Source organism: Gilliamella sp. N-G2, assembly GCF_002142215.1.
GTDB lineage: Bacteria > Pseudomonadota > Gammaproteobacteria > Enterobacterales > Orbaceae > Gilliamella.
Genome location: NZ_NAST01000016.1, coordinates 16,209 through 35,093 on the forward strand (window position 1 = coordinate 16,209; position 18,885 = coordinate 35,093).

Below are 18,885 nucleotides of genomic sequence, written 5' to 3' on the forward strand. Positions count from 1 at the left end.
ATAAACAACCCCACAGGACAGGATGTAATGTGGACGTTAAATTTAACTTAAGTAAATAAAAATATGACTGAATCTTTTGCTCAACTCTTTGAAGAGTCTTTAAATCAACTAGACACTCGTTCTGGTAACATGATCCATGGTACTGTCGTTGCAATCGACAAAGATGTTGTTTTAGTTGATGCTGGTTTAAAATCTGAATCAGCAATTCCAGTAGAGCAGTTTAAAAATGCCCAAGGCGAATTAGAAGTTCAAGTTGGCGACGTTGTTGACGTTGTGCTTGACTCTATTGAAGATGGCTTTGGTGAAACAATCTTATCTCGTGAAAAAGCTAAACGTCATGAAGCGTGGCTAACATTAGAAAAAGCAGTTGAAGATGCTGCAATAGTTTTAGGTGTTATCAATGGTAAAGTTAAAGGTGGCTTTACGGTTGATCTTAATGGCGTTCGTGCGTTCTTACCTGGTTCGCTTGTTGATGTTCGTCCATTACGCGATACTTCTCATATTGAAAATAGAGAAATCGAATTAAAAGTTATTAAATTAGATCAAAAACGTAACAACGTAGTGGTTTCTCGTCGTGCAGTAATTGAATCTGAAAATAGCGCAGAAAGAGAACAACTTCTTGAAAATCTTCAAGAAGGTTCTGAAGTTAAAGGTATTATCAAAAATCTTACTGATTACGGTGCATTCGTTGATCTTGGTGGGGTTGATGGTTTACTACACATCACTGATATGGCTTGGAAACGTGTTAAACACCCAAGTGAAGTGGTTGAAGTTGGCCAAGAATTACTTGTTAAAGTACTTAAATTCGATAAAGACCGTTCACGTGTATCTCTTGGCTTAAAACAATTAGGCGAAGATCCATGGGTTTCAATCGCTAAACGTTACCCAGAAGGTACAAAAGTAACTGGTAAAGTAACTAACTTAACTGATTACGGCTGTTTCGTTGAAATCGAAACTGGTGTTGAAGGTTTAGTTCACGTTTCTGAAATGGATTGGACTAACAAAAATATTCACCCATCTAAAGTGGTTAGTTTAGGTGATGAAGTTGAAGTTGTTGTTCTTGAAATTGATGAAGAACGTCGTCGTATCTCTCTAGGTCTTAAACAATGTAAACCAAATCCATGGTTACAATTTGCTGAATCACACAATAAAGGTGATAAAGTTAGCGGTAAGATTAAATCAATCACTGATTTTGGTATCTTCATTGGCTTAGATGGTGGTATTGATGGTTTAGTTCATCTTTCTGATATCTCTTGGAACATGCCAGGCGAAGAAGCTGTTAAAGCTTATAAGAAAGGTGATGATATCGAAGCTGTTGTTTTACAAGTTGATGCAGAACGTGAGCGTATCTCATTAGGTATCAAACAACTTGAAGATGATCCATTTAGCAGCTTTGCATCTAACTTTAAAAAAGGCTCAATTGTTAAAGGTAAAGTTACTGCAGTTGATGCTAAAGGTGCAACAATCGAAATTGCTGAAGGTATCGAAGGTTACTTAAAAGCACAAGATATTGCTCGTGAACGTGTTGAAGATGCAACTACTGCATTAAACGTTGGTGATGAAGTAGAAGCGAAGATTGTTAATATCGATCGTAAAACTCGTGCAATTTCTTTATCTGTACGTGCTAAAGATGAAGCTGATGAGAAAGAAGCACTTGCTGCTGTAAATAACACTGCAACTCCAGAAGATGCATCATTTACTAACGCAATGGCAGAAGCATTCAAAGCTGCATCAAAAACTGAGTAAAAAATATTTATTGAAAGAGTAAAGAGGGCTTGCCCTCTTTTTCTTTTGTGGTATAAAATGAACAAATTATATACTACGTAAATTAAATTAGGAGTGACCATGAACAGATCCGATTTAGCAGAAAAAATAGTCAACTGGCGGGCACACCTTCCGGTGCAACTAGTAGATGATGCTGTTAGAGATATTATTGAGCAAATCGCGTTAGCGATGGAAAGTAACGATCGTGTTGAAATTCGCGGATTTGGTAGTTTCAGCTTAAATTATCGTGCGCCACGTAAAGCAAGAAATCCTAGAACAGGTGGGAATGTTGAAGTTAAACACAAATATATTCCTCACTTCAAACCAGGGAAAGAGCTACGTGAACGCGTAAATAATGCGGCTAAAGCTTAATTTAAATTTAGTTAACCCAAAAGCCTTTGAGTAAATTCAAAGGCTTTTTTGTTGGTGATGATTTTATAAATCAATTTTTTCAAATAAAAAATGAAAGGATAATTTATAAATTGGAATAGAGCTCTAAAATTAGCGCTAAATTAAGTTGTAAAAAATCTATATATACTAGATTGACCATATAGTTAATGGTATATGTAGACGTTAATGCGACATAGTTGTTCAATAGATTTGATGGCAATAGCGGTTTCATTAGGATGCTTGCCATTAATGTTTTTGCCATGGTTACCGAGTGATAAATGTTGGTTTATTGTAGCTTCGATTACCATTATTCTCGCGGTAAAACTTAAGGGTTATTTTATTGTCGTTGCTATGTTTGCACTGAGCTTTGTTTGGTCGACAGCTACAGCAAAGCATTATCTTAGTTCAATTGAGCCGTATATTGATCAAACATTAGCGGTTACTGCGAAAGTTGAAGGTATTAATACGCAAATTTCTTCGCAGTTCCAAACTGATCCCATTAATCCCCATTATGTCAAATTTTCAATTATCAGTATTACCGATCAACCTTTGTTGTCGCCAATATCGGTGGCAATCTATTGGGATCAACCGGAATTAATTAAAGCCGGCCAAATTTGGCAATTAACCATAAAAACTAAAGCTGTGCATAGCTATTTAAATGAAGGTGGATTTGATAATCAACGTTTTGCTATAGCAAATAAATCAATATTAAAAGCTAAAGTTAGCAAAGCAGTTCTACTCACTGATAAGACCGATCTTCGACAAATTATAGTCGATAAATGTCTATTCTATATAGATTTATTCAGTTATCGAGATATTTTATTAGCGCTAGGTTTTGGTGATCGTTCGCAAATGGAAATGCATCATCGAATAATTATGATGCAAACTGGGGTTGCTCATTTAATGGCGATCTCCGGAATGCATATTCTATTAGTCTTCTCTATTAGCTATATATTAACCAAAGGGTTAGTTTTTTGTTTGCCGCAGCGCTTTAACTACTTTTTACTACCCATCATCATCGGATGGTTAGTTAGTCTAAGTTACACTTGGTTAACCGGATTTAATCCACCAGCGCTTCGCGCCATTTTGGCTTTATCGATGTGGATATATTTACGTTATAAAAATAATCAGATAAGTGCTTGGCAAAAAATCAATCGTATCATTGCGTTACTGTTAATTGTTGACCCTCTAATGATACTATCTGAAAGTTTTTGGATGTCCTGTTATGCTGTGGTTAGCTTGATTTTTTTATTTGAATGGTTGCCACTAGCTAGCACGTTAAAAAATAAAAAACGATGGTATTTTATTAGATTATTACATTTACAATTTGGTTTAACATTATTATTGCTTCCTATCCAATTATTTATTTTTCATGGTATAAGTGTTGTTGCGTTGTTAACTAACTTAATTGCAATTCCTATTGTTTCGTTAATCACCTTTCCAGCAATTTTATTGGCATTATTATTTAGTCTAATGGACTGTTTTTACCTTGCTTTAGGGTTATGGTTTGTTGCGCAAACTTCACTAGAATGGCTTTTTTATTGCTTAGAATATTTAAATATTTTATGGCTAAATATACCGGCGGATTTTTATTTGTTTAGTGGTATTGGTTGGATAACTATAATCATTATTCGGATAGAATTTTGGCGTCGTTTTAGCTTTACTATTGTGATTGTTATAACAATGTTATTTTCACCAATTTATAAACAACCCGATTATCTATGGAGAGTTGATATGTTGGATGTTGGGCATGGATTGGCGATTGTAGTTCACAATGGTAAATCAGCTATTTTGTATGATATTGGCGCAAAATGGGAAGATAGTTCAGCTGCAGAGCAAGTAATAATCCCTTTTTTACAATGGCATAATCTGAACGTTGAAGGAATTATTATTAGCCATAGTCATAATGATCATATTGGAGGTTTAAGCTATTTAAGACAACATTATCCTGATGCGTGGCTAATGAGTTCATCTTCAAGTTTGAGTAATGATTATAACTGTTTAGCTGATCATAAATTTGATTGGCAACATTTACGCTTTAATGTGTTATGGCCGAACAAATTAGTGAGTGATCCTAATAACGGCGATTCATGTGTAATACAAATTACTGATGGTCAATTTTCAGTGTTGTTGACTGGTGATCTAGAACGTAAACAAGAATATGATTTAGTGGTTAAATATAAACGCAATCTACATTCAACCATTCTACAAACTCCTCATCATGGTAGTACTACTTCATCAAGTTATCCATTCTTAAATTATGTTAATCCCTCTAATGCACTAACTTCAACATCACGTTATAACCCATGGAAATTACCTTCCAATAAGATAACTAATCGTTATAAAGCGCTAAATATTAATTATTATGTTACAGGTAAGGAGGGGCAAATAAGTCTATTTTTTTATACATCATCATGGCAACAAAAAACTATGCGACAAGATATCAATCCAAGATGGTATCATGATTGGTTTGGTAGTTTATCATTTTATGAGTAAAATAGAATTATTGTTAGTATGGTTTATAAATTATGTATTTATCCACTATATAAAAATAAAATTATTGGAATTAGAGAGCATAATAAAGTTATGATTGAGAAACTATGGTATGGTAAAAATAAATCTTTTTGGTTGTTGTTGCCATTTTCATTATTGTATGGATGTATTAGCTTTATTCGTCGTCAATTATACAAGTTTGGTATATTCAAAGCATGGCAATCTCCAATTCCCATTATTGTCATTGGTAATTTATCAGCAGGAGGTAATGGTAAAACGCCTCTGGCAATCAGTTTAATTGAAGCCTTAAAGGCTAAAGGCCTGAAGGTTGGATTAGTCTCTCGTGGTTATGGTGGAAAATCCGACCATTATCCATTAATTTTAGATGAACATACTACCACTGCTCAAGCTGGTGACGAACCAATTTTAATTTATCAAAGAACTCAAATACCAATTGCGGTCGCACCTAAGCGAGTCGAGGCAGTTAAAGAATTATTAAAATCATATCAATTGGATGTTGTTTTAACTGATGATGGTTTACAGCATTATGCATTAGCTCGTGATATTGAGATCGTAGTCGTTGATGGTAAGAGACTATTCGGAAACGGTTGGTGGATCCCAGCTGGCCCGATGAGAGAGCGAACAAATCGGTTGAAATCAGTAGACTTAATTATGATAAATGGTGACAGTTCAGGCGATATATCAAATCAGTATCCAGATAAAACTTATACTATGCAATTAACCCCTAGTTACGCGGTAAATCTACTAACCAATGAAAAAAAACAATTATCGGCATTACATCATATTTGTGCCATTGCTGGTATTAGTAATCCAAAGCGATTCTTTGATATGTTAATAAAAATGAATGCAGATTTGTTACATACAGAATCTTTTGCTGATCATCAAAATTTTAGCCTGCCATTGTTAGAGAAAATAGCTGAAAATAATCAAACACTTTTAATGACCGAAAAAGATGCAGTGAAATGTCGACAATTTGCATTACCTAATTGGTGGTATTTACCAATTGATGCTACGATACCCAATCAGTCTATTGAAAAGATTTATTCATTATTTATAGAAAGAAAATTACAAAGAGAAAAAAAATGAAACAACTGTTATTAAGTGCTATTGCTTGTCCTAAATGTCATGGACAATTAGAATACGATAAGCAACATCAACAATTAGTTTGCCAAAATGATAGGTTAGTTTACTCAATAAAAGAAGGGATACCGGTATTATTAGCAAGCGAAGCAAATTCACTAAATCAATCTAATTGTAATAAAGAATAATTAAAGTTTTGAGGTAATTTTATGAGTTTTATAGTAATTATTCCTGCTAGATATGCTTCAAGCCGTTTACCGGGAAAACCCCTTGCTGATATCCATGGCAAACCGATGATAATTCGAGTAATGGAACAAGCGCAAAAATCATCGGCTAGTCGAGTCATCATTGCGACTGATAACCAACAAGTTTTTGATGTAGTGCAAAGCTATGGTGGTGAGGTCGTTTTAACGAGTGATAAGCATAACTCAGGAACAGAACGTTTAGCTGAAGTCATTAATACTTTTCAACTGGCTAACGATGAAGTTATTGTAAATGTTCAAGGTGATGAACCATTGATTCCACCGATTATTATTGATCAAGTTGCTGATAATTTAGTGAAATACAAGACAGGAATGGCAACTTTAGCTGTGCCGATTGTTTCCGTTGAAGAAGCATTTAATCCAGGTGCTGTAAAAGTGGTTATGGATAAAGATGGTTATGCACTCTATTTTTCACGAGCGACTATTCCGTGGGAGCGTGATCGTTTTGCTCAATTGAGTGAACAAAATAAACTTGATTCGATTGGTGATTTTTACCTACGTCACATTGGTATTTATGCATATCGTGCGGGTTTTATTCGTCAATATATTCAATGGGCACCTTCTGCTTTAGAACGGATAGAAATGTTAGAACAATTAAGAGTTCTTTGGTATGGTGAGAAAATACATGTAGCAGTTGCTAAACAAGCTCCCGCTATTGGGGTTGATACCCAAGAAGACTTAGATAAAGTTAGAGCATTATATCAGGAGTAAAATATGGCAAATTTTACTGGCTTTACACAAGAAGGGTTAAATTTTTTACAAGATGCTTGGATTAACAATAGTAGAGTTTGGTTTGAAGAGAATAGATCAATTTATGACAATGATTTGATCAAACCTTTTCGATTATTGGTTGAGCAACTAACACCAACCATGCTTAAAATTGATGAATGGTTTGAAACGCGTCCAGCTATAGGTAAAACAATTTCACGAATTCATCGTGATACGCGATTCTCTAAAGATAAGTCATTATACCGTAGTCGTTTATGGTTGACGTTTAAACGCCCTAATCGTGATTGGAAAGAGGCTCCAGCCTATTTTTTTGAAATTGCTCCAGATAGCTATAGATATGGTTTAGGTTATTATTGTGCTTCAAAACCTACTATGGATATCTTTAGAGAAGAAATACTAAATGACCCATCTAGATTTTTGGCGGTAATTAATTGTGTTAAAAAACCATTTGAATTAGTAGGCGAAATGTATAAAAGACCATTAATCAAAGATCAAGATGAAAAATTATCGACATGGTACAATCGAAAGAATATTGCTGTAATGGTAACCAATAATCATATTGAAGATGTCCTAAATGGTGATTTACCGAATAAACTTGCTAAAGGTTTTAAACAACTTTTACCTCTATATGATTATTTGATGCGAGTAGAAATGATAAAAAATATCCCAAATCTATAGTTAATCAATAAGATAAAAGAATTGTAATAAAAAATAGCCTTTTTCAAATATTTGGGAAGTTTAATATTAATTCTTTAACACCATTTATAATAAATTGTGTACCAACACAGACCAGTAAAAAGCCCATTATTCTTGATGTGGCTTCTATACCACTTTTACCCATAAAACGCATTATGCTACCAGCACTACGCATACAGAACCATAAAATAATACATAATAATAAAGGCACAAGTATTGATGAAGTATAAACAACCCAAGTCGATACATTATATCCACCACTTTTTACAGTGGAAGCCATACTGATTATCATAGCAATTGTTCCCGGTCCAGCAGTACTTGGCATTGCAAGTGGAACAAAAGCGATATTATTGGAAACTTCTTTCTTTTTTGCATCTGCTTCTAATGTTTTATGCGAGGGTTGTTGAGGGAAAAGCATTCTAAAACCGATAATGCCAACAATCATACCACCAGCGATTCGTAAACCAGGGATAGATATACCGAATGTGCTCATGACCAATTGTCCACAATAAAATGAAACAATCATGATGATGAAAACATAAATACAAGTCATTTTCGACTGGTAATTACGTTCCTCATTGGTCATATCTCCAGATAGACCTAATAGCAGTACAACGGTAGTTAACGGGTTTGTTAATGGAATAAACAGAATTAAACCAAAACCGACTGTTTGTATAAGTTCCAACATAACTTCAATCTAAATCGTAATAAAAGTTCTAATTAAGTATAGATGAAATTTATAAAAAAGATACATTAACTTAGGTGAAAACTAAATAAATATTAGTGCAGTACTGTTTAGTTATGAATCTTTATTTGAAGTCTTGATTTTAAACAATGGTGCTTTTAAGTTTTGTGCTAATATAACACCGATAAATGACATACCGCCACCAATTAAATGGTAACTACACAGTGTTTCATGCAAAAATAGTATTGAGATTATTGCAGTGATAACCGGTGTTAAATTTAAGAAAAGGGCGGTTTTATTTGCACCTAATTTTTTTATAGCTATAATCCAAACAAATGGTGCAATAATTGAAGCCGGTATACCTGCATAAATAACAAGCCAAACATTGTCAGAATTTACAGTTAAATTGTTACTCATTAAAAAGCCTGGCAATAACATTAATGTACCAAACAAAATTTGAACATAGACTGAGTGCCAATTTGTGATTTTCATTGTCCATTTTTTTGTTAATACCCCATAAAGCGCATAAGACAGGGCAGCCATTAACATTAAAATTTCACCTTGACCAATCCCAAGTTCGAGAAGCCTAGTTGGCTCACCACCACTAATCAGCCAGATTAATCCAATAAAAGATAAAATACTGCCAATTAGCACCCCTTGAGTTGGTGGTGTTTTTAAAATGAATATGCTTAATAGGATAGTTAACAAAGGAATAATAGACATAATGATCCCCATCGTTAACACACTAATTGTTGCCGCGGCATAATAAGCAAGGCATTGATATAAAGCCATACCTAATAAACTAAGCACCATTAATTTAAGAGCTTGAGGAAAGATTTGCGGTAAGTTCTTAATAATTCCTCTTAGAAAAAATGGGGTTAATAGAATAAGTGCTAAAAGCCAACGGTAGAAAGAGATAACCTCAGGTTCAATTGCGCCGACAGATAATTTATTGACAACTTGATTGCCAGCCCAAATAAATACTGCCATCAATGGGTATAAATAAGCCATATATTTTCTTATGTAAATAATAGTAAAAGTTATATGATGTAGTTTAACTTGTCTTAATTTATAAATATCACTAAAATCAGACAAAAAAAGCTAATATAAGACAATATTTATATTATTTAATTATCATGAATTTAATATCTTAAACTAATTTAAATGATAAGGAATCTAAAAGATTTATGTTTCTTCATGATGAAGCATTTAATGCAGAGACTGAATATTCTTCTCATCAGCATAGTTGGGGGCAAATTATATGTGTTAAGTCAGGTATTTTTGTCTTAAAAGTTCAAGGACAAAGATATTTGGCTCCTTCAGGATTTGCATTATGGATTCCGCCATATACTGAACACGCATGTTACAATAAAGAATTAACATGGTTTCGTACAATTAATATAACTAATTACCAAGTTATGCCTAATTACACTTGTTTGTTTGGTTTAAATAAAATCAGCCATGCTATTATTGATTCATTCTTTGAGCGAAATATTCTGGAGCCAGAAAGTGAACAGGATCTTCGTTTAGGACAAGTATTAATCGATCAGCTCTTAATAGAATCTAACCTCCCCTTCTATTTGCCAAGTTCTAACGATAAATATTTAGCCCCTATTCTAAAAGAGTTAGAATTAAACCCAGCTAACAATAAGACTCTAGAACAGTGGGCTCAAACAGTATTTACCACCGAACGAACCCTTGCACGACGTTGTCAACAAAAATTAGGGATGTCATTTAGTATGTGGCGTCAACGGTTACGATTTTTACATAGTATCTCGCTTTTAGAACAAGATAAATCGATTCAAGACATCGCGTTTTCTGTTGGTTATAGTTCAGTATCCGCTTTTATTGCTATGTTTAAAAATATCGCAGGAGTTACACCTGATCTTTACCGTTCTAACACAGGATTTAAGAAAAGTTAAACACTATAAGTTGTCATTATTTGAGAAAAGCATGTATGAATATGCATTGAACAAAGGCGTAATTTATACGCCTAGGTAATAAAGAATTGAATAAATAACCATTAAAATGGAATATCGTCATCAAAGTCCATTGGTGGTTCAAGCATAGTTGGTTGACTAGCTGATGGTTCATTTGTTGTTGAAGGACGTGATGTACTAGGAGCAGACGAAGTATTATTAGCACTTTGTCCCCAGTTTTGTGAGCCATCATTAAAATTATCTCCTGAACGAGAACCTAAAATTTGTAATGTTCCACCTACAGCATTGATCACTACTTCAGTAGTATAACGATCATTACCCGCTTGGTCTTGCCATTTACGAGTTTGTAATTGTCCTTCTAAATAAACTTGAGTACCTTTTTTAACATATTCGCCAGCAATTTCAGCTAATTTACCAAATACAACAACGCGATGCCATTCGGTACGATCTCGGTTTTCACCAGTTTGTTTATCTTTCCAAGTTTCTGATGTAGCAACACTAAAATTTGCGACAGCGTTACCGTTTGGCATGTACCGAACTTCTGGATCTTGACCTAAATTCCCTACTAAAATGACTTTATTAATACCTCTATTTGCCATTATACACTCCTAACAATTACATAAATATTTGATATGTATTATTGTATCATGAGACTTAATTAACATCACCGAATTTAATTTAAATTTGGAATTAAGTATCCAAAATTTTAAAATACAGAAAGATTCGCTTTATCATAGGAATTTTTTACTATAACGAGTATAATGCCTGCCATTTGTAGATATTATATCTTAAACATTTTTTCTCCTGGAGGCCTTATGATTAATGCGTTTGGATTAAAAAACAAACAATTAGTAAAAATTAATGAAGGCGATATTAAAAATGCGATCTGGATTGACTTAATTGAACCAGAAGAAACCGATCGTGAAGTCATTTTGACTAATTTAGGCCAAAATCTAGCAACAAGTATTGAACTTGATGATATTGAGGCATCAGCCCGTTTTTTCGAAGATAATGAAGGACTACATGTTCATTCATTCTTCTTTTATGAAGATGCGGAAGACCGAGCCGGTAACTCAACAGTTGCATTTACGGTACACAATGGTCGCTTGTTTACATTACGTGAACGTGATTTACCTGCTTTCCGTCTGTACCGAATGCGTTCACGTTATCAAGGCATGAATGATGGTAATCCATACGAAGTGTTATTGGATTTATTTGAAGTTAAAGTTGAGCAATTAGCTGATCAGATTGAAAATATTTATAGTGAGCTTGAAGAGTTAAGCTTAATTATTATGGATCGCTCAGCTCAAGAACATTATGATGAGGCTATTACATCTTTAGCAGAACTAGAAGATACTGCGTGGAAAGTACGGCTTTGTTTGATGGATAGTCAACGTGCGGTTAACTATTTAGTGCGCCGAGCAAAGATGCCTACAGATCAGTTAGAGCAAGCACGAGAGGTAATACGAGATATTGAATCATTGGTACCTCATAATGAATCTTTGTTCCAAAAAGTAAACTTTTTGATGCAAGCGGCTACCAGTTTTATCAATATTGAGCAAAGCCGAATAATTAAAATTTTCTCAGTTGTTTCGGTTGTATTCCTCCCCCCAACAGTGGTTGCATCGGCTTATGGAATGAACTTTGAAAACATGCCTGAATTGAAGTGGGAATATGGCTATCCTTTATCCTTATTATTGATGTTGCTAGCAGGTGTTGCCCCTTACATTTACTTTAAAGTTAAAAAGTGGTTATAGTTGGTTATTTCCTCCAAATTTCAAATATTAGCCGCTAATATTTTATTAGCGGCAATAATTCCATTAGTGAATTCAGTTAAAGCTACCTAGTTAAATTAATCTAAATAGTCCATAATATTACTCATTATGTTATAGCATTAATTGAATTGATTAAATTAGTGGTTATCTAAAAAGATTTTATTTTTAAAAGGGAATAACATGAGTAAATATGCACTAGTTACTGATATTGGTGGAACCAATGCCCGATTTGCACTTTATAATTTAGATAGTAATGAATTATCAGCGATAACTAAAATCCTCATTTCAAAAGATGATGTATTGCTTAATTTGATTAAGACTTATTTAACATCACAATCTGCAACTATTGAGATGGCTTGTATTGCTATAGCATGTCCAATTAATGAAGGTGATTTAATTGAAATGACGAATAATAATTTGTCATTTTCTCGTTCTGAATTGATTAAAGAATTGAATTTAAGTAAGCTTGAAGTTATCAATGATTTCACTGCAGTGTCGTATTCCATCCCTCGATTATCATCAGATGATGTGATAAAAGTTGGTGGTGGTGAAGCTAATCTTAATTATCCAATAGCAATTTATGGTGCAGGAACAGGTTTAGGCGTCTCTCATTTAATTAAATTAAACGAACATTGGCTTAGTTTATCCGGTGAAGGTGGGCACACTGAATTACCAATGATTAATGAAGAAGAAGATCGAATTTTACAACAGTTACGTAACAAATTTGGTCGGGTATCTTCAGAAAGATTTCTATCTGGTAATGGTATTGTTAATATTTATCAAGCATTATTACAAATCAATAATCAACCGATTGAAGATATCACGCCAGATATAATCGTTAATAAAGCATTGTCTAATAGTTGTCCTATTTGCTTAGCTACTTTAAATTATTTCTGTACTTTTATGGGACGATTTGGTGGTAATTTGGCTTTAACACTTAATACCCAAGGCGGTGTGTATATTGCGGGTGGCATTGTTCCCCGATTCATCGAATTTTTTAAATCATCGCCATTTAGAGAAGCATTTGAACACAAAGGTCGTATGTCTTTTTTAGTTAAAAAAATTCCTGTTTATGTCATAACGCATAAAGATCCGGGATTATTTGGCGCTGGTGTTTATTTACAAAATAGCCTGAAATAATTGAGAGGTAAGATGTAATTTTATGATGTGGTGTTATATCTATAGAAGTAGCAAAAAAGAAAACTGTTATTTATATATGGAACGTGAAAATGATTTTTCACATATACCGGAAAAGATAATGTCAATTTTTGGTACGCCAGTCTTTGTTATGAAAGTATTGCTTGATGGTAAAAGGCGTTTTGTTGTTGGAACAGCAAATGAAATTGAAGAAAAGATCAAAGAGGATGGATTTTTTTTACAAATGTTAAATGAAGATGATTTTAAAGTATGATTGAACCTTTTTGGGAACATAAAACCTTAGATCAGATGAGTGATGATGAATGGGAACAACTTTGTGATGGATGTGGCCAGTGCTGTCTAAATAAATTAATGGACGAAGATACTGACGAAATCCTATATACTAATGTTGCCTGTAATTTGCTTGATTCAAATACTTGTCAATGTAAGCATTATCATACCCGTTTTGATTATGAACCTGATTGCATAAAATTAACACGGGAAAATTTACTGACTATCGAATGGTTACCAAAAACTTGTACTTATCGTTATTTTTCCGAAACAGGAGTATTACCAGAATGGCATCCGCTGATTGTCGGTAATAAAAAATTAATGCATAAGTTAAAAATATCAGTTAAAAATAGAATTGTTTATGAAAAGGATGTTATTTTTTGGGAAGATCATATTATTTAAAAGAGAGCATAGGCTCTCTTTTATTTTTTAGAATGCTAGCCACAAATTACCGAGAAAATCGATTGCTAATAAATTCAAAAACATCAATATAAACACAACAACCATAAATGAAAGATCAATCATGCCAATTGGTGGAATAATCCGGCGAATTGGTGCAACTAATGGTTCTGTCAATTGAGCAAGTAATTCATCTGCGACTGATTGACCACGACTAACCCAACTTAAGATAGCTCTAAAGAATAATAACCAAAATAATAAATGACCAAAAGCATGCACCATGGCAGCTAAAGCAAATAAAAGATAATAAGGGCTCCAAATCGGTGCATCTATGCCCTCAAAACGATAAATAAACATAACTTTAAGTAATGCAAACAGATAAAAAATGAGCCAAGTTGCTGTATCAATACGTCCGATAGATGGCATTAATTTACGTAATGGACCAATTACCGGTTGGGTAATACGCACAATAAATTGGGTAAATGGGTTATAAAAGTTGACTCTTGCCTGTTGCATCCACAACCGTAGAATAACAACGTATAAGCAAATAGTTAAAACAGCTCTTCCTAAGAAGATTAACGATATCATTGATTACTCCTAAAATATAACTTGCTCAGCAATATATCATACATATTGTCTGGCACCAAAAATTGCACTGCCAATACGAACCATTGTACTTCCAGCCTCAATAGCAGCGTGCATATCACCAGACATCCCCATAGATAATGTATCTAAAAATGGATAATCAGTTTTTAAAGAACCCAAAAGCTGATTCATTTGTTTAAACACAGCAAATTGTTTCGCAAAATCATTTTCAATTTCAGGGATAGCCATTAAACCACGTAGTCTTAAATTAGGTAATGTAATAATTTTTTTTATCAAATCAGTTACTTCATCTATTGCAACGCCGGATTTGGTCTGTTCATTGCTGATATTTACCTGAATAAGAACATTTAATTTATCCATTTCTGTCGGGCGCTGTGAATCAAGACGTTGGGCAATTTTGAAACGATCAATGGTATGTATCCAATCAAAATTTTCAGCTACTAATTTAGTCTTGTTCGATTGTAATGGACCGATAAAATGCCAAACAATAGGGGAATTAGGCATACTTTGTTTAAAGTGTGCAATCTTCTCAACACCTTCTTGAACATAATTTTCCCCAAATGATAATTGACCAGCATTTATCGCTTGTGAGATTAATTCTACAGGTTTGGTTTTACTAACTGCAATAAGTTCGATTGACTTGGGATCTCGGCCGCAATCTAGAGCAATTTTGTTAATTTTGTTTTTAATTGTTATTAAATTGTCATGTACTGTGTTCATGTAAATTCCCAATTAAAGAGTGGTTAGTTAAAAATAATGTTAAATTCAATGTTGGCCTTTAGTGTAACGCAAAAAGCCTCTGATTTGCATCTTTCTAGTGGTGAAGTGCCGTGCATTCGCATTAATGGAAAATTGAAATTTATCTCAAGTGATAAATTATCACCAGTTAAGCTAAAAATTGAGTTATTAAATTTACTCGATGATGATCAAAAAGTAACTTTACAACAACATCAGCAGATTGATTTTGCTTATTATCTTGAAAATGTGGGAAGATTTAGGGTAAATATTTTCTATCAACAACGTGGAATTTCTGCTGTATTTAGAATTATTAACCAACAAATCCCAACTTTATGTGAAATTGAGGCACCGGAAATATTGAAAAAACTGGTAAATGTAGAATCAGGAATTATTTTAGTTACTGGTGCAACTGGTAGTGGGAAATCAACAACATTAGCGGCTTTGATTCAATATATTAATCAGATTGCAGCTAAACATATTATTACATTAGAAGATCCCATTGAATTTATTTATCAAAATGCAAAGTCTCTAATCCAGCAAAGAGAAATCTCACATTTTGGTGAAGCAATTGATAGTTTATTAAGACAAGATCCAGATATTATTATGTTCGGTGAATTACGTAATAAAACCACGATTCAAACCGCATTAACTGCTGCTGAAACTGGGCATTTAGTTTTTGCTACTCTACATACTAATTCTGCAATTGAAACTATTAATCGTATAATTGATGTATTTGAATATGGATCACGTGAGTTAATACGAACTCAATTATCTAGTAGTTTACAAGCAATTATCTGTCAAAAACTAATCGCATATAATGATACTCGCAAAGCGATATTCGAAGTGCTTATTAATACACCTGCAGTGAGTAATTTAATTAGTGAAGGTAAAATAAAACAAATATTGTCGTTAATGCAGACTGGTCAACATTATGGCATGCAATTAATGTCTAATGAAACTATATAGTTACAATAACAACGATATACTTGATGCTGTTCTACATAAATTTTTAAGTTTTATTTAAAAATTTATTTTATAATCATTATAGTTTTTCACTCATAGAAGGTAGAAATAAATGGAACAGCGTATAGGTTTTATCGGTATAGGTAATATGGGGAATGCTATTTTACAAGGTATTTTGGTAAGTAATATTGTACCTGGCTCGCAAATTTATGTTTATGACCCTCACCTTGATAAAGGCCAAGCTTTAAATCAGTCTTACTCAATTAATAATTTGGCTTCGGCAAGGGATGTGGCACGAGAATCGGATATTGTCTTTGTTGCCGTCAAACCTAACATTATTGCTGATGTATTAAGTGATATTCAAAAAGAATTAAAAAAGAATACTATTGTTATCTCCATTGCAGCTGGTGTAACAATTAAAACTATAGCGAAAAGTGTTGGTTATGAGCAAAAAATAGTGAGGGTGATGCCAAATACTCCAGCATTAGTCAATGCCGCTATGTGTTCAATAACACCTAATACCGAAGTTACTGATGAAGAATTAGCTATTGTGCAGAAATTATTAAATTGTATCGGTGAAACAGAAGTCGTACCTGAATATTTAATTGATGCCGTTGTGGGAGCAAGTGGTTCTTCACCAGCTTTCGTGTTTATGTTTATTGAAGCGCTTGCCGATGGAGCGGTTAAAGGTGGTTTATCTAGAAAACAAGCGTATAAATTTGCCGCACAGGCGGTATTAGGTTCGGCTAAATTGCTACTTGAAACGGGTAAGCATCCTGGCGAGTTAAAAGATATGGTTTGTTCACCCGCTGGTACGACAATTGAAGGTGTACAGATGTTAGAAGCAAAAGGATTTAGATCTGCTATAATTGATGCAGTAGATGCTGCTATTAAAAAATCTAAAGAATTAGCAGAAAAATAAAAAAGTTAACATGATTAATAACAATTGGTTACTAATCATGTTAAGAAAATTTACAAATTAAAAAAAACATTGCTTGTATTCATCACCTTTTTATGAGTTAATAGTCATCGGCATATTACATGCAGATTTATTTATTTTGTAACATTTAGATTTATGCAGTTTGTAGTTTACTTCGATCACATTTGTATTAGTTTTCTTCAGTCTTGTCTTCTCTTTGTTAATAAGTAGTCTAGGTTTTATGTTTTTAAGTATTGCCTTTTATGGTAGAGATTAATTTATTTATAGGAAGATTATTATGTCTAAAAAAACTGGTCAAGTTAAATGGTTCAATGAAAGTAAAGGTTTCGGTTTTATTTCTCCTTCAGATGGAAGTAAAGATGTGTTTGTTCACTTCTCTGCGATTTCTGGTGATGGGTTTAAAACTCTAGGCGAAGGTCAACAAGTAGAATTTTCTATCCAAGATAGTGCTCGTGGTCCAGCAGCTGCTGATGTTACAATCATCTAACTGATTGTTTAATCTTACCAGTAATTTTTTACTGGTAAGATTCTCTTCCATTATAGAACTTATCTTATTCCATTCTTCATTTTTATATTATCCTGATAACATAAATAAAAATTTATTTTTAATTCTGTTTGGTTTATCTTCGGTCTGTATAGCTGAATTAATTGAAAATTGTGAAACTTATTTTGATAAAGTGGATGGTATCACTAAAGCTATTACTAAATATGTAGTTAATTAACGGCAAGGTTTTGAACAAGCAAAATTTAATGTATTTAGGTGAAGTCAGTTAAAAGCCAAGAAGAAAGTTATTAGCAATTAAAAGAAACATTACAACTATTGGCAGCTATTTTACCTAGCAAAAAATTTAAAATTATTTATTACGATAACGAAATTCCCATGGTGCTATAGGATGTTTATCTTTCCATAATCCCTTTTTATTTTGTTTGGCTTTTGATTCAAGTTTCAGCATATTGTTATTATTGACGACGCCTTTATAGCGATAAGCCCATGCAAAACCATTTTCTACCATTTTAGCGTTAATATTGATTTGTTCAAGGTATATGGTTCCTAATGTACGTTGATAGATATCTTTTTTATTTTCTTTGATAAAAACACTTTTACCGGCGATTAATGACGCTAAGTATTTTTTTGAAGCATTACCATATGCTTGTCGACTTTCTGGAGCATCAATATCTAACAGACGAACCCGAATTTTTTGTTTTTCCGGCGTTAAAATATCAACAGTATCGCCATCAATCACTTTGACAATTTTACCATTCAAGTCAGCGTGTACTTGGTTAATTACAATAAAGAAAAGGGCAATTGAAAGGAAAAAAGTTCTAAAAAAACGCATTGTAGATAATTTTTAAAATAGTAGGGTGAATATAAAAACTCCTTGCTAATTATCAGTGAGCAACTGATGGTGGGCAAGGAGTATCAAGCTATATTAATTAAATTGTGAAGTGTCTTTGAATAAACCAACTTTAAGATCAGTTGCTTCATAAATTAATTTACCATCTACGTAAACTTCACCGTCGCCAATTCCCATGATTAACTTACGATTAATAACGCGTTTAAAATTAATTCTATAAGTAACTTTTTTATTATGAGGTAATATTTGGCCTTTTAATTTTAATTCACCAACACCAAGTGCTCGCCCTTTACCTTTACCACCAATCCAGCCTAGATAAAATCCGACTAATTGCCATAATGCATCAAGGCCAAGACAACCAGGCATTACTGGATCATTTTTGAAATGACATTTAAAAAACCATAAATCAGGATTAATATCTAATTCAGCTTCAACATAGCCTTTACCAAAACTACCACCGTCTTCGTTCATTTCGATGACACGATCCATCATTAGCATTAAATCAGAAGGTAATGGCGGTCCATCATGACCAAATAATTCACTATTGCCTGATTTAATCAAATCTGCTTTATCATACGAAGATTTACGTTCAAATGTCATAAAAAAACCTTTTATTTTGT

General features: G+C 33.3%; 22 protein-coding genes. 15 read left to right on the forward strand and 7 right to left on the reverse strand.

Features of this window, described 5'->3' with window-relative positions; translation table 11 throughout:
• Positions 1–63 precede the first annotated feature (63 nt).
• The 7 genes from rpsA to B6C99_RS08680 all read left to right on the forward strand — a co-directional run bounded on the left by rpsA (position 64) and on the right by B6C99_RS08680 (position 7,418).
• Positions 64–1,746 carry a 30S ribosomal protein S1 gene (gene rpsA, locus B6C99_RS08650; protein WP_086359458.1) on the forward strand — a complete coding sequence of 561 codons (1,683 nt, stop codon included), beginning with the start codon at positions 64–66 and terminating at the stop codon, positions 1,744–1,746.
• Between the two features lie 99 nt (positions 1,747–1,845).
• Complete coding sequence (ihfB, locus tag B6C99_RS08655; RefSeq protein ID WP_086359459.1) at positions 1,846–2,136, forward strand: integration host factor subunit beta; 291 nt, start codon at positions 1,846–1,848, stop codon at positions 2,134–2,136.
• 204 nt (positions 2,137–2,340) lie between these two features.
• Positions 2,341–4,650, forward strand: a complete 2,310-nt coding sequence (locus tag B6C99_RS08660; protein WP_086359460.1) for a DNA internalization-related competence protein ComEC/Rec2 — start codon at positions 2,341–2,343, stop codon at positions 4,648–4,650.
• Between the two features lie 90 nt (positions 4,651–4,740).
• Entirely contained in the window at positions 4,741–5,754 is a 1,014-nt protein-coding gene (lpxK, locus tag B6C99_RS08665; protein ID WP_086359496.1) for a tetraacyldisaccharide 4'-kinase, read from the forward strand.
• Complete coding sequence (locus tag B6C99_RS08670; protein ID WP_086359461.1) at positions 5,751–5,936, forward strand: Trm112 family protein; 186 nt, start codon at positions 5,751–5,753, stop codon at positions 5,934–5,936. The genes lpxK and B6C99_RS08670 overlap by 4 nt, the downstream gene beginning before the upstream one ends.
• Positions 5,937–5,957: 21 nt before the next feature.
• Positions 5,958–6,722 (forward strand): 3-deoxy-manno-octulosonate cytidylyltransferase, encoded by a 765-nt coding sequence (gene kdsB, locus B6C99_RS08675; RefSeq protein ID WP_086359462.1) that lies wholly within the window; start codon positions 5,958–5,960, stop codon positions 6,720–6,722.
• Positions 6,723–6,725: 3 nt separating this feature from the next.
• On the forward strand, positions 6,726–7,418 hold the full coding sequence (locus B6C99_RS08680) for a DUF2461 domain-containing protein (protein ID WP_086359463.1): 693 nt from the start codon (positions 6,726–6,728) through the stop codon (positions 7,416–7,418).
• Between the two features lie 43 nt (positions 7,419–7,461).
• Here B6C99_RS08680 and B6C99_RS08685 read toward each other — a convergent pair whose 3' ends face one another.
• Both B6C99_RS08685 and B6C99_RS08690 read right to left on the reverse strand, forming a co-directional pair.
• Entirely contained in the window at positions 7,462–8,124 is a 663-nt protein-coding gene (locus tag B6C99_RS08685) for a MarC family NAAT transporter (RefSeq protein ID WP_133052222.1), read from the reverse strand.
• A gap of 111 nt (positions 8,125–8,235) precedes the next feature.
• A complete protein-coding gene (locus B6C99_RS08690; protein WP_086359464.1) occupies positions 8,236–9,132 on the reverse strand; it encodes a DMT family transporter in 897 nt (298 codons plus the stop codon).
• Positions 9,133–9,308: 176 nt separating this feature from the next.
• Between B6C99_RS08690 and B6C99_RS08695 the strand changes: the two genes are divergently transcribed.
• Positions 9,309–10,043, forward strand: coding sequence for an AraC family transcriptional regulator (locus tag B6C99_RS08695; protein ID WP_086359465.1), 735 nt, complete (start codon positions 9,309–9,311; stop codon positions 10,041–10,043).
• A gap of 101 nt (positions 10,044–10,144) precedes the next feature.
• Here B6C99_RS08695 and B6C99_RS08700 read toward each other — a convergent pair whose 3' ends face one another.
• Positions 10,145–10,660 (reverse strand): single-stranded DNA-binding protein, encoded by a 516-nt coding sequence (locus B6C99_RS08700; protein ID WP_086359466.1) that lies wholly within the window; start codon positions 10,658–10,660, stop codon positions 10,145–10,147.
• A 216-nt stretch (positions 10,661–10,876) separates the two neighbouring features.
• Between B6C99_RS08700 and corA the strand changes: the two genes are divergently transcribed.
• From corA to B6C99_RS08720, 4 genes are all read left to right on the forward strand, one after another.
• Positions 10,877–11,818, forward strand: coding sequence for a magnesium/cobalt transporter CorA (gene corA, locus B6C99_RS08705; protein ID WP_086359467.1), 942 nt, complete (start codon positions 10,877–10,879; stop codon positions 11,816–11,818).
• A gap of 198 nt (positions 11,819–12,016) precedes the next feature.
• Positions 12,017–12,976: a glucokinase gene (locus B6C99_RS08710; RefSeq protein WP_086359468.1), complete on the forward strand. Its 960-nt coding sequence runs from the start codon at positions 12,017–12,019 to the stop codon at positions 12,974–12,976.
• Between the two features lie 22 nt (positions 12,977–12,998).
• Complete coding sequence (locus tag B6C99_RS08715) at positions 12,999–13,247, forward strand: YcgL domain-containing protein (RefSeq protein WP_086359469.1); 249 nt, start codon at positions 12,999–13,001, stop codon at positions 13,245–13,247.
• A complete protein-coding gene (locus B6C99_RS08720; RefSeq protein ID WP_086320071.1) occupies positions 13,244–13,666 on the forward strand; it encodes a YcgN family cysteine cluster protein in 423 nt (140 codons plus the stop codon). Before B6C99_RS08715 ends, B6C99_RS08720 begins: the two co-directional genes overlap by 4 nt.
• Before the next feature lie 27 nt (positions 13,667–13,693).
• On the opposite strand, the gene B6C99_RS08725 is transcribed toward B6C99_RS08720, so the two are convergent.
• Both B6C99_RS08725 and B6C99_RS08730 read right to left on the reverse strand, forming a co-directional pair.
• Positions 13,694–14,251 (reverse strand): YggT family protein, encoded by a 558-nt coding sequence (locus B6C99_RS08725; RefSeq protein ID WP_086359470.1) that lies wholly within the window; start codon positions 14,249–14,251, stop codon positions 13,694–13,696.
• Positions 14,252–14,287: 36 nt separating this feature from the next.
• The gene (locus B6C99_RS08730) at positions 14,288–14,989 is read right to left on the reverse strand and encodes a YggS family pyridoxal phosphate-dependent enzyme (RefSeq protein ID WP_086359471.1); all 702 of its coding nucleotides are present in this window, start codon (positions 14,987–14,989) and stop codon (positions 14,288–14,290) included.
• 36 nt (positions 14,990–15,025) lie between these two features.
• Here B6C99_RS08730 and B6C99_RS08735 point away from each other — a divergent pair, with 36 nt between their 5' ends.
• From B6C99_RS08735 to B6C99_RS08745, 3 genes are all read left to right on the forward strand, one after another.
• Positions 15,026–15,973 carry a type IV pilus twitching motility protein PilT gene (locus B6C99_RS08735; protein ID WP_086359472.1) on the forward strand — a complete coding sequence of 316 codons (948 nt, stop codon included), beginning with the start codon at positions 15,026–15,028 and terminating at the stop codon, positions 15,971–15,973.
• Positions 15,974–16,082: 109 nt separating this feature from the next.
• Positions 16,083–16,892 carry a pyrroline-5-carboxylate reductase gene (proC, locus tag B6C99_RS08740; RefSeq protein ID WP_086359473.1) on the forward strand — a complete coding sequence of 270 codons (810 nt, stop codon included), beginning with the start codon at positions 16,083–16,085 and terminating at the stop codon, positions 16,890–16,892.
• Between the two features lie 295 nt (positions 16,893–17,187).
• Entirely contained in the window at positions 17,188–17,397 is a 210-nt protein-coding gene (locus tag B6C99_RS08745) for a cold shock domain-containing protein (protein WP_065579252.1), read from the forward strand.
• Positions 17,398–17,764: 367 nt separating this feature from the next.
• Here the strand turns inward: B6C99_RS08745 and B6C99_RS08750 are convergent, their stop codons facing one another.
• Together B6C99_RS08750 and fabA are read right to left on the reverse strand one after the other, a co-directional pair.
• Positions 17,765–18,247, reverse strand: a complete 483-nt coding sequence (locus B6C99_RS08750; protein WP_086359474.1) for a thermonuclease family protein — start codon at positions 18,245–18,247, stop codon at positions 17,765–17,767.
• A 93-nt stretch (positions 18,248–18,340) separates the two neighbouring features.
• Entirely contained in the window at positions 18,341–18,865 is a 525-nt protein-coding gene (gene fabA, locus B6C99_RS08755) for a bifunctional 3-hydroxydecanoyl-ACP dehydratase/trans-2-decenoyl-ACP isomerase (RefSeq protein WP_086359475.1), read from the reverse strand.
• Positions 18,866–18,885: the final 20 nt, after the last annotated feature.